This window comes from Mycobacterium sp., from assembly GCF_019247615.1.
Classification (GTDB): Bacteria; Actinomycetota; Actinomycetes; order Mycobacteriales; family Mycobacteriaceae; genus Mycobacterium.
In genome coordinates, this window is record NZ_JAFBAT010000103.1 from 1 (window position 1) to 9,995 (window position 9,995).

Sequence of the window (9,995 nt, forward strand, 5' to 3'; positions counted from 1 at the left end):
GCCACTCCGGGTACACCTTCCAGCAGCACATGGCCGCGGCACAGCAGCGCGATCACCAGGCCGCTGACGACCCCCTCCTGTCCGACGACGGCCTTGGCGAGCTCGCCGCGCAACGCGAGCAGCGCATCTCGCGCCGATTCGGCGTGCATGGTCTCGGCGGGAGGTGGTTGTGTCACGAGTGGGTGACCTGCCTTTCGATTTCGTCGAGCTCTCGGGCAAGTTGTAGCAGGTCGTTGTCCGTCGCGGGGGGCGGCCCGAACAGTTGGTAGGACACAAATCTCGCGTCGGCCCCGCTTCGCCGGGCCACGCTCTCGACCACCGCCGGCGCCGGTGCGCCCGCGCCCAGGCCCAGCCGGGGCATCAGCCGCTGCACGGTTGCGCTGCGCAACGCCTCGGCGGCGCGATCGCGCGCTCGCCGGGACCGATAGAGCCGCCCGCGGCCCTCGACGGTCTCCGACGCGCGCACCACGACGGGCAACTGCTCGGCCACCAGTGGTCCGGGCCGGCGGACCTTCCAGAGCGCGACCAGCAACACGACCAGGCACAGTTGCCAGGCAACCCAGCTCGCGTTGTCCGGAATCAGGTCGGAAAGTGTTGCGGGAGAGGATGTTTCTCCCTCGACGCGGTGTGGCGCGTACCAGATCAGGCGGGGCCGGTCGCCCGCGAGGTTCATGGCCAACGCGGCGTTGCCCGCCTGCAACAGGCCGCCGTTGGTCATGAAGTCGGTGCTGCCGACGGCGGTGATGGTCCGCCCGCCGTCGCGGTACCTGATGAGCGCCCCGCTGTAACAGCTCGTCATTGTCCGGCCGTCTTTGGCCTGGTAGCTGTCGCTGAGCCCGAAGCGAACCGTCCCGGCTCGATTAGCTTCTCGCAGAGCACAATTGGGGTCACTGTCGAACTTTACGTCGGCGGTCGACATGCGCACGCCCGGCATGAGTGCTTCACGGGTCCGCGCGGTCGGTTCGACCAACAGCAGATCGCCCGGGGCTTTCGCGAGCCTGTCCAAAAGCGCGCTGTCCGTGAGGTACTGGCTCTGCGCCACCAGGATCAGCGTGTCCGGACGCGCCGCCCGTTCCACGTCGGCGATGCTGTCGGCCACGACAACCTCGACGCCGCCGTACCGCAGCAGCGCAACCAGCGCGTGGGCGCCGTCGGGGCCGGTTGACTTCGGATCCATCCGTGCGCCCGGGCGCGGTGCGGTCAGGTAGGCGACCACGCCGGCTATGACGGCAAGCGCGATCAGCGTCAGGGCGACCCAGCGCCATGATCGCCACTGCCTCGTCACGTTGCTGGCCATTACCGCACCGGCGCCCACGATTCGGCCGCAGCCGGCTGGCCGGTCGCCCGCGGGGTGGCCGGCGGTCGCGACCTCAGGTGATCGTCGAGGTCGGCAATCATCCGGTATGTGGCTTGGGTCCCTGGCCTTTCACCATAGGTCACGTCATTGAAAGCTGTTGCAGCGTCGGATAATTCCCGAGTTAGCTGGGGCAACGCCGCGCCGGCATCCCGGGCCAGCTCGTTGGCGGTGCGGCCGGGAGCCGGCTCGAGCACGCCGGTCTCCTCGAGCTGGCGGGCGACGGCGCGCAACCGATGGCGAATCGCGGCCGCCCAATCGCCTTGTGCCGCAAATTGTTCGGCCGTGGCTCGATGCTGATCGGCGGTGAGCTGGGCGGCTTCGAACAACAGGTGGTCCCCGCCGCGGTTGGTGCGCATCGTGCGGCGTGCAATGTGGACGGCGAGCACCACCGCGATGGCCACCAGTATCAGGAGCACCGATGTGGTCAACCATCCGCCTGGTATGGAGGCGGCGTTCTGCAGCAGCCGGTACAGCAGTTCGTTGACCCAGTCGACGAATTGCTGTGCCCCCGAGCCCCTCGAGTAGATCGGCTTATCGAGCTCGATCTGTGCGGCCTGGTGTGCGGCATCACGGTCGATGTCGATGGAAGGCACTGTCAGCCGGTCCTCATTTCGCCATCAGGGGGCCATCAGGGGTCATCGGGGAGCCCTAGGAAGTCCGGGTAAGCCAGAGGTTGTCGGTGGAATCAGCGGAATAGGGTGCGCCGGCGGCGCCGCTCTGCAGCACCAAGTCGAACGCCTCGGCGCGCATCCGGCGGTCCGTGTAGAGCAGCACGATGACGCCGGCGTTGAACGGCGCGGTGATGATTTGGCCGATCGCCGATCCGAGGGAGGCGATTGCGGTGCTCAGCAGCAGGGTTGGGGTGGAGGGGGTCGCGGCCATGATCACCTGGCCGACGATGCCGAACGGCGCCGCGACGGCATTGGCGACGACGGCCGCGACCACTGCCGTGAGCGTGCGGATCCCCAGGACACGCCAAAAGCTGTTGCGGACCAACGCGAAAGATCTGGTGACCGCGTCAATCACCGGCAGCCTCTCCAGGACTATCAGCACCGGCGCGAACGACACCACTGTGTACAGGTAAACCAGCAATACGATCACGGCGAGCATCAGCGGGATTCCTAAGAGCACCGCGGCGGCCGGACTGCCCACCGCCACCAGCAACGCGATGATCACTGCCACCAGACCGAAGATGACCGCGAGGACGGCGGCCTCCAGCAGCGCCAGACCGAGCAGCGGGATCAGGCGCCCGCGGATCTTGGCCCATGTCTCGCCGATGGTGATCGTCGACCCGAACACCGCCCGCCCGACGATGACCGTCAGCATGCCGGACAGCAGCATGCCGCCGAGCCAGGTGACGAACAGGCCCGCAGACATCGATGCCAGCCACGCGCCGGCGGCACCCACGCTGAGATTTGCCGACCCGGTCCTGCCTTGGGCGGCCAGCGGGCCGACCGTCGCGATCAGCGAGATGATCTGCATGACCATCACCACCATCGCGGTCAGCCCCAACGTTGCCTTGGGGTTGGTCCGGATGTAGCCGACGGCGCCGTTGAAGATCTCGCTGAGGGTCAGGGGCCGCAGCGGGATGATGCCGGGTTTGACCGCGCCGGGAGTCAATTGCGGCTGCCCGAAGCCGGGTGGCGGGCCGTAGCCGGGTGGCGGGCCGTAGCCGGGGGGCGGGCCGTAGCCAGGGGGCGGCGGGCCGTAGCCGGGGGGCGCGCCATATCCCGGCACCGCCCCGTAGGCGGGCGGCGGCCCGTAGGCGGGCGGTGGATCCCCCGGATAACCGGTTGGACCCCCCGGATAATCGGGCCAGGGGGCGCTCACCGTGGGCACCGGCCTTCCAAACCAGCTCTGCAGCCGGGCCGGTCGTTCGTCATGGGCTCCATCCTGTCGGCGGTCCGGGCATTTCTCAAAGTCTCTCGCAGTCTGTCAGGGGCGGCCGATATCGGGCGGTGTCGTCAGGGGACCGTGCGCGTAGCGTCTCAGTCATGGCGGAACTCAAATCCCGGCTTAGGGCGGACCTCACCCAGGCGATGAAGACCCAGGATAAGTTGCGAACCGCGACCCTGCGCATGCTGCTGGCCGCTATCCAGGCCGAGGAGGTCTCCGGTAAGCAGGCCCGCGAACTCACCGACGACGAAATCATCAAGGTGCTGTCCCGCGAATCGCGGAAGCGCGGTGAAGCGGCCGAGATCTACACCCAGAACGGCCGCCCCGAGCTCGCGGCCGAAGAGCATGGCGAGGCGCGGATTATCGACGAATACCTGCCCACCCCGCTCACCGAGGCCGAGGTGGCCGACGTCGCGGACACCGCGATCGCGCAGGTTGCCGAGGAACTCGGCGAGCGGCCGGGCATGAAGCAGATGGGCCTGGTGATGAAAGCGGCCACCGCGATTGCGGCGGGCAAGGCCGACGGGGCGCGGCTGTCCGCGGCGGTCAAGGAGCGACTGTAGTTCCAATCGTCGTGCCCTGAACGGGCCCGGACGGCTCTATCATCAGTCATGCTGACCCGGGTCCGGTCGATCCGGCAAACGTGGGAGCGGCTGCGCGGCGAGGATCCGGAGCGTGACGGGCTGCGCCGCGCCATCCGCGCGGCGATCATGGTGCCGGCCACCGCGGGAGTCGCCTACGCCTTGGTGGGCGGCAAGGCGACACCCCTGTACGCGTTGCTCGGCGCCTTCTGGCTGCTCGTTGTCGCCGATTTTCCGGGCAACCGGCAGCAGCGCGCGGTGGCCTACCTCGGTTTGACCGTCAACGGGATTGTCTTGATCGCCCTGGGCACCCTGGTGGCTCCCCATGCCTGGCTGGCGGTGACGTTGACGTTTCTCCTCGCCGTGGGCGTGACCCTGGCCAGCATGCTCAGCACGACGGTGTCCGCCGGTCAGCGCGCGACCCTGTTGTGCTACGTCTGGCCGGTCTGCACACCGGTCGGGCCGATCGGCGAGCGCCTGCTGGGTTGGCTGATCGGCGCAGCGATGTGCGTGCCGGCGGCGTTGTTCCTCCTTCCCCCACGCCACTACGGCGCCCTGCGCCGGCACGTCGCACAAGCGTGTGCGGCGCTGGCCGACCGGATCGAAGGACTCGGCTCGGCCGAAGAAGTGAACGCGGCTATGGACGCGCTGCGTGCCAACTTCCTGGCCGCCAACTTCCGCCCGGTCGGCCTCAGCGCCGGCAGCCGGGCGCTGGTACGCGTGGTCGACGTCCTCGAATTGGTCGCCGAACTGGTCGATGACCACGCAGCGGTGACGCTGGGCGCGATCAGACCGCCTGCCGTCGACATCCTGCGGTGCTGCGCCCGGTTGCTCGACGCTTCCCAACTGGCCGATCGCACCGCCAATCGCGCCGCCCTCGACGAGGCGTTGCCCCGACTGCGCTCGTTGGCACGTCGCAATTACCGCGAGGACGTGGTGGCGATTCTCGGCGCCCCGGACGAGGCGTCGGCCGCCGCGACAGGCCGCCAGCTGCTGGCCTGCCGAGCCATCACGACTGCCATTGGATTGACGGGCAGGGTGATCACGGCGGCGGCCGCGGCCGATGCCAGGCCGGTATGGGCGCGGGCCCTCGGTCTGGGCTTGCCGCCCACGGGATTTTCCGATCGGCTGACCTCGGAAACCGCTGCCGGCACAAGGATTGCCACCGCGTTCTTGGCCGCCCGCTCCGTTGCGGCGCACAACGGCCTGCGCATGGGAGTCGGGCTGGCCATGGCGGTCGCCATCACTCACCTGCATCTGGTGGAGCACGGCTTTTGGGTGGTGGTGGGAACGATGCTGGTGCTCAGCAGCAGCGCACTGTCCACCAAAACGAAAGTCGTTCAGGCGGTGGCGGGTACCGTGCTGGGCATCATTCTCGGCGGCCTGCTCGTCGGTGCTGTCGGCGTGGCACCAGTGGTGCTGTGGCTGCTGGTGCCGATCACGGTGTTCGGGTCGACCTACCTGCCGCGGTTCGTCTCATTCACGGCCGCGCAGGCCGCGGGCGCGTTGAGTTTGTTGGTGATGCTCAACCTCACGGCGCCCGCCGGCTGGCGCGTCGGCCTGCTGCGCATCGAAGACATCGCGATGGGCGCGGCAGTCGGCATGGGCGTATCGCTGCTGCTGTGGCCCAGGGGCGCAACGGTTGCGGTGTCCAACCTGATCCGGGCCGCGGTCGACGTCAACCTGCGCTATCTGCAGGTGGCCGTGCTTCGCGTCACCCGGGGTGGTTCGGAACGCGCGGACGCCGACCTCGCGGCACTCAGCAATGACGCCGTCGTCGGCAGCCGAAGGGTCGATGACGCTGTGCGCCATTACCTTTCGGAGACCGGGAGCGGGGCCGATCTGCGGACCCCGGTGGTCAAGGCGGCCAACCGCGCGACGTGGTTGCGCCTCGCGGCCGAGATCATCGCCGACATCAGGACGCTGCCGCCGAGCGGGGCCTACCCATCCGCTCGGGCCGTGCTGGAGGCCCACCTGGAGTTCGTCACCGAACGGGCCGCGGGCAACAGCGACGCGGCGACTCCGCCGATGGCCGGGGAAGTCGCACGGGCATTGCGGGCCGAGACGCCCGGCCAGGACGACGCCGTCGAGGCCGCGCAGCCATTCGTCACGGTGGCGGCCACCCTCGCGCAACTCGAGCTCGTCTCGGCCGCACAGTCGGAAAGCACGACTGCGGCAACAACTTCCGGCGACTAGGCCGAACCGCGTGCGGGGTCCCCGGCGTCGAGCCGTTGACGCTGCGGAACGACGACATACTTCGGGTCGCGCGTCGACTCCACCCCGGCCTCGAAGACGCCGAACCGCTGCAGCGCGCTGCCGACCAGTAGCGCCAGACCGCACAGCGCCGCCGCAATCCGGCTCCGGCCCGACACCACGGTGCCCAGCGCCCCGCCGACGGTCAGGTATTCCGCCCATTTGCGCTGCCGGTGCGCCTTTCCCGTCGTGTAGGCCTCGGCGACCAGCCCCAGCCGCCGCTCGAGCAGTCGCGACGCCGCGACCTCCACGGCGGCGCCCACGACGGCCAGCCGCCGCGCCGGGCCGGCCTCATCGACGGGCGACAGCAGCATGCCCCAGCCGCCGCCGCTGGCCGCGGCCGAACCGGTGAACACGAACGGCAGGTACGGGTGCGCCTCATGCCAGGCCGGCACGGCCGTCTGCGACAGCAGCACCGCGGTGTAGGAGGCGACCCCCGGCGCGACGGCCGCCGCGGACAAGCCCGCCGGTCGCGCCAACCGGGAAAGCAGCCGGCCCGCCCGGGAGCGTCGCAGCGGGCCCGGCATGAGTTCGGCGACCCCGGCCAATCCCGCTCCCGGCCCGTACGCCACCAGGATCCATGTTCCGACGCTCATCGGAGAACTCGGCTTCGCCACCCGAAGCATGTGGTGGAACCGCTCGGGCCGCCCCAGGTCGGCAACGAGGAAGTACATGCTCGCCAGGATGCCGGCCAGCGCGCCGATCCGGCCCGACCGGCGCAGAGCGCGCCGGCCGGTGAGGTCCGCCCCGGCGGCCAGCAACGCCGAACCCGCCGACAGGCCGCCCGTGAAGAGGTACGCCGCGACCTTCCACTCCCACACCGGCGGCTTGAGCACCGGGCGCCCGTAATACGAGCGGAATTCGGCCTCGGGAACAGCAAGCTGCTCGCGGGTCGCCGCGCCGCGCGGACTCATCGCCGGCCCCGCCCCGCGAACGCCGACACCGCGGCGGCCACCAGGGCCGAGGCCGCCAGCCCGGCGTAGCGCCACATCGCGGGCGCATCCCGCGTCGGCACGACCGGGTCCGGGGGCAAGCCGTACACCTCGGGCTCGTCCAAGAGCAGGAAGAACGCGCCGTCACCGCCGACGCCGTCGTTGGGGTCATGGCCGTAGAGCCGCGCCTCCGGAACACCGCGCTCGTGCAGCTCCTCGACGCGGCGGGCGGCGCGATCGCGCAACTCGTCGAGCGGCCCGAACTGGATGGACTTGGTGGGGCACGCCTTGGCGCACGCCGGTTCCAGCCCCTCGCGTAGCCGGTCGTAACATAGCGTGCACTTCCACGCCCGGCCGTCGCCCTCGCGGCGGTCGATCACCCCGTACGGACAGCCGGACACGCAGTAGCCGCAGCCGTTGCAGATGTCTTGTTGCACAACGACGGTGCCGAACTCGGTGCGGAACAGGGCACCCGTCGGGCAGACATCCAGGCAGCCCGCGTGGGTGCAGTGCTTGCAGACGTCGGAGCTCATCAGCCAACGGAAGTCGGTGCGGCCCTCCGCGCCGCTGCCGTCGCCGGGGCGCTGGAACTTCGGCATCCCGAGGTCGACGGCCGGCTCGACGGCAGCGGTTTCGGGCGCGGCCTGTTCGATGAAGGCCACGTGCCGCCAGGTGCTGGCGCCCAGCATCCCCGTGTTGTCGAACGACATTCCCAACAGGTTGAAGCCGTCGTCGGGGACCTCGTTCCATTCCTTGCACGCCACCTCGCAGGCCTTGCAGCCGATGCATACCGAGGTGTCGGTGAAGAATCCCATTCGCGGCGGGTGGTCGGAATACCCGGCGTTGCCGGCGGGATCCTCTAGTGGGCCGTAAAAGCTGTTGTCTCTCAAGGGCTTTCCTCCGGCTCGGGGTTCGTGGTGTCCAGCTCAGTCCCTGTCTCGGGTGTGATGCCGGCCCGGCGGCGATAATCGGCCACGTACTCGAGCAGCGCCGGCCCGCGCGGCCGGCGGCCGGCCCGGACGTCGCACGTGGCGACCTTGCTCTCCTGGATGAAGACGTTCGGGTCCAGCACCACGCCGAGCAGGTCGTTGACCACGTCGCCGTCGACCAGCCCGGCCTGCCCCCAGTGGTAGGGCATCCAGACCTGTTGCACCACACGGTCTTCGATGCGAAGCGGCTTCATCCGGCCGGTCACGAACACCCGCGCGTCCACCGCGGTGCGGCTGGTGATCACGTGCGCCCAGTCCATGTGGGTCAACCCGCGCTGGGCCGCCAGTTCGGGCGAGACCTCCACGAACAGCGCGGGCTGCAGCTCCGCGAGGTACGGCAGTTGCCGGCTCATTCCGCCGGCGGTGTGATGCTCGGTCAACCGCGCGGCGGTGAACACGAACGGGAAGACCTCCCCGTGCGCCTCCGGGGGCGACGGGTTGGACGGATTGTCCTTGCGGCCGTACACGAGTCGCGTGGGATTGCCCTGCTGTGTGTAGAGCGCGTTGCGCACGGGCGACTCGTGCGGCTCGTAGTGCGTGGGCAACGGGCCGTCGGCCAGGCCGTTGGGCGCGAACAGCCAACCCTTGCCGTCCGCCTGCATGACGAACGGGTCGTCGCCGCGCAGCGCCTCGACGCCCACCGCGCCTTCCGGTGGCCGGTAGTCCGGGGGCTTGTTCTTCTCGAAGTCGGGAATGTCGTGGCCCGTCCACTCGCCCTTATCGGGGTCCCACCAGACCAGCTTCTTGCGTTCGCTCCACGGCCGGCCCTGCGGGTCGGCGGACGCGCGGTTGTAGAGCACCCGGCGGTTCATCGGCCACGTCCAGCCCCACTCCGATTCGTAGGGCCCCTGCTCGTCCTGTGGTTTGCGCCGCGCCGCCTGGTTCACCTCGTCGGCGTACACGCCGCTGTAGATCCAGCATCCGCAGGAGGTGCTGCCGTCGGCCTTCAGCTCGGTGTAGCCGTTGAGGGCACGGCCGGTGGTGAGATCGATGCCGTTGATGCGGCGCAGCACGTCCTCGCCCGACGGCTCGTCACCCTCGTCATCCTCCGTCGCGTAGTCCCATGCCAGCTCGAGCAGCGGGCGGTCGCGCTCGTCGGTGGAGCCGGCCAGCTTCTCCCGCAGCCGGCGGCCCAGGTGGTAGAAGAACCAGAGTTCCGAGCGGGCGTCGCCGGGCGGCTCGACCGCCTTTTCCCGCCACTGCAGCATCCGCTGGGTTTGGGTGAAGGTGCCGGCGTTCTCGACGTTCGAGGCGGCGGGGAAGAAGAACACCTCGGTGCGGCAACTCTCGGTGGCGATCTCGCCGGTCTCGATCTCGGGCGCGTCCTTCCAGAACGTGGCGCTTTCGATCATCACCAGGTCGCGCACCACGAGCCAGTCGAGGTTGGCCATGCCCAGCCGCTGCAGCCGTCCGTGGGCGGACCCGACCGCCGGGTTCTGTCCCAGCAGGAAGTAGCCGAACACCTTGCCGTCGATCATGTCCATCACGGTTCGGTATGTGCCGTGGTCACCGCTGATCCGCGGCAGATAGTCGAAGCAGTAGTCGTTGTCGGCGGTGGCGTGCTCGCCCCAATACTCCTTGAGCAGCGAGACCATGTAGGCATCGGCGTTGTGCCAGAAGCCCTTCTGGTTCTGGCTTCTGACCCGGTCCAGGTAGTCGGACAGCGTCGCCTGGCCGGCCCGCGGCATCGCGAGGTAGCCGGGCAGCAGGTTGAACAGCGTCGGCACGTCGGTGGACCCCTGGATGCTGGCATGCCCGCGCAGCGCGAACACACCGCCGCCGGGCCGGCCGATGTTGCCCAGCAGCAGCTGGATGATCGACCCGGCGCGGATGAACTGCGCGCCGACCGAGTGCTGGGTCCAGCCGACGCTGTACACCAGCGCGGCCGTTCGCTCCCGCCCGGAGTTCTGCGCCCAAGCCCGCGCGACGTCCAGGAAAACGTCGGCCGGCACTCCGCACACCCGTTCCACCATCTCCGGGGTGTAGC

Annotated in this window: 8 protein-coding genes and 1 pseudogene; 2 read left to right on the top strand and 7 right to left on the bottom strand. The window is 69.5% G+C overall.

Annotated features, from left to right (window positions below):
* The 4 genes and pseudogenes from JO059_RS06810 to JO059_RS06825 all read right to left on the bottom strand — a co-directional run.
* Window positions 1-149: pseudogene (locus JO059_RS06810) on the bottom strand (AAA family ATPase); the annotation flags it as partial.
* 23 nt (window positions 150-172) lie between these two features.
* On the bottom strand, window positions 173-1,297 hold the full coding sequence (locus JO059_RS06815) for a DUF4350 domain-containing protein (RefSeq protein WP_293315334.1): 1,125 nt from the start codon (window positions 1,295-1,297) through the stop codon (window positions 173-175).
* Entirely contained in the window at window positions 1,297-1,950 is a 654-nt protein-coding gene (locus JO059_RS06820) for a DUF4129 domain-containing protein (protein ID WP_293315335.1), read from the bottom strand. Before JO059_RS06820 ends, JO059_RS06815 begins: the two co-directional genes overlap by 1 nt.
* Window positions 1,951-2,005: 55 nt before the next feature.
* Window positions 2,006-3,187: a hypothetical protein gene (locus JO059_RS06825; protein WP_293315336.1), complete on the bottom strand. Its 1,182-nt coding sequence runs from the start codon at window positions 3,185-3,187 to the stop codon at window positions 2,006-2,008.
* 164 nt (window positions 3,188-3,351) lie between these two features.
* Here JO059_RS06825 and JO059_RS06830 point away from each other — a divergent pair, with 164 nt between their 5' ends.
* The gene (locus JO059_RS06830) at window positions 3,352-3,816 is read left to right on the top strand and encodes a GatB/YqeY domain-containing protein (protein ID WP_293315337.1); all 465 of its coding nucleotides are present in this window, start codon (window positions 3,352-3,354) and stop codon (window positions 3,814-3,816) included.
* Window positions 3,817-3,864: 48 nt separating this feature from the next.
* Window positions 3,865-6,030 (top strand): FUSC family protein, encoded by a 2,166-nt coding sequence (locus JO059_RS06835; protein WP_293315338.1) that lies wholly within the window; start codon window positions 3,865-3,867, stop codon window positions 6,028-6,030.
* On the opposite strand, the gene nrfD is transcribed toward JO059_RS06835, so the two are convergent.
* The 3 genes from nrfD to JO059_RS06850 all read right to left on the bottom strand — a co-directional run.
* Window positions 6,027-7,001, bottom strand: coding sequence for an NrfD/PsrC family molybdoenzyme membrane anchor subunit (gene nrfD / locus JO059_RS06840; protein ID WP_293315339.1), 975 nt, complete (start codon window positions 6,999-7,001; stop codon window positions 6,027-6,029). The genes JO059_RS06835 and nrfD overlap by 4 nt on opposite strands.
* Window positions 6,998-7,909 (bottom strand): 4Fe-4S dicluster domain-containing protein, encoded by a 912-nt coding sequence (locus JO059_RS06845; protein WP_293315340.1) that lies wholly within the window; start codon window positions 7,907-7,909, stop codon window positions 6,998-7,000. The genes nrfD and JO059_RS06845 overlap by 4 nt, the downstream gene beginning before the upstream one ends.
* A partial coding sequence (locus JO059_RS06850; RefSeq protein WP_293315341.1) for a molybdopterin dinucleotide binding domain-containing protein occupies window positions 7,906-9,995 on the bottom strand: 2,090 nt, incomplete at its 5' end. The genes JO059_RS06845 and JO059_RS06850, both read right to left, overlap by 4 nt.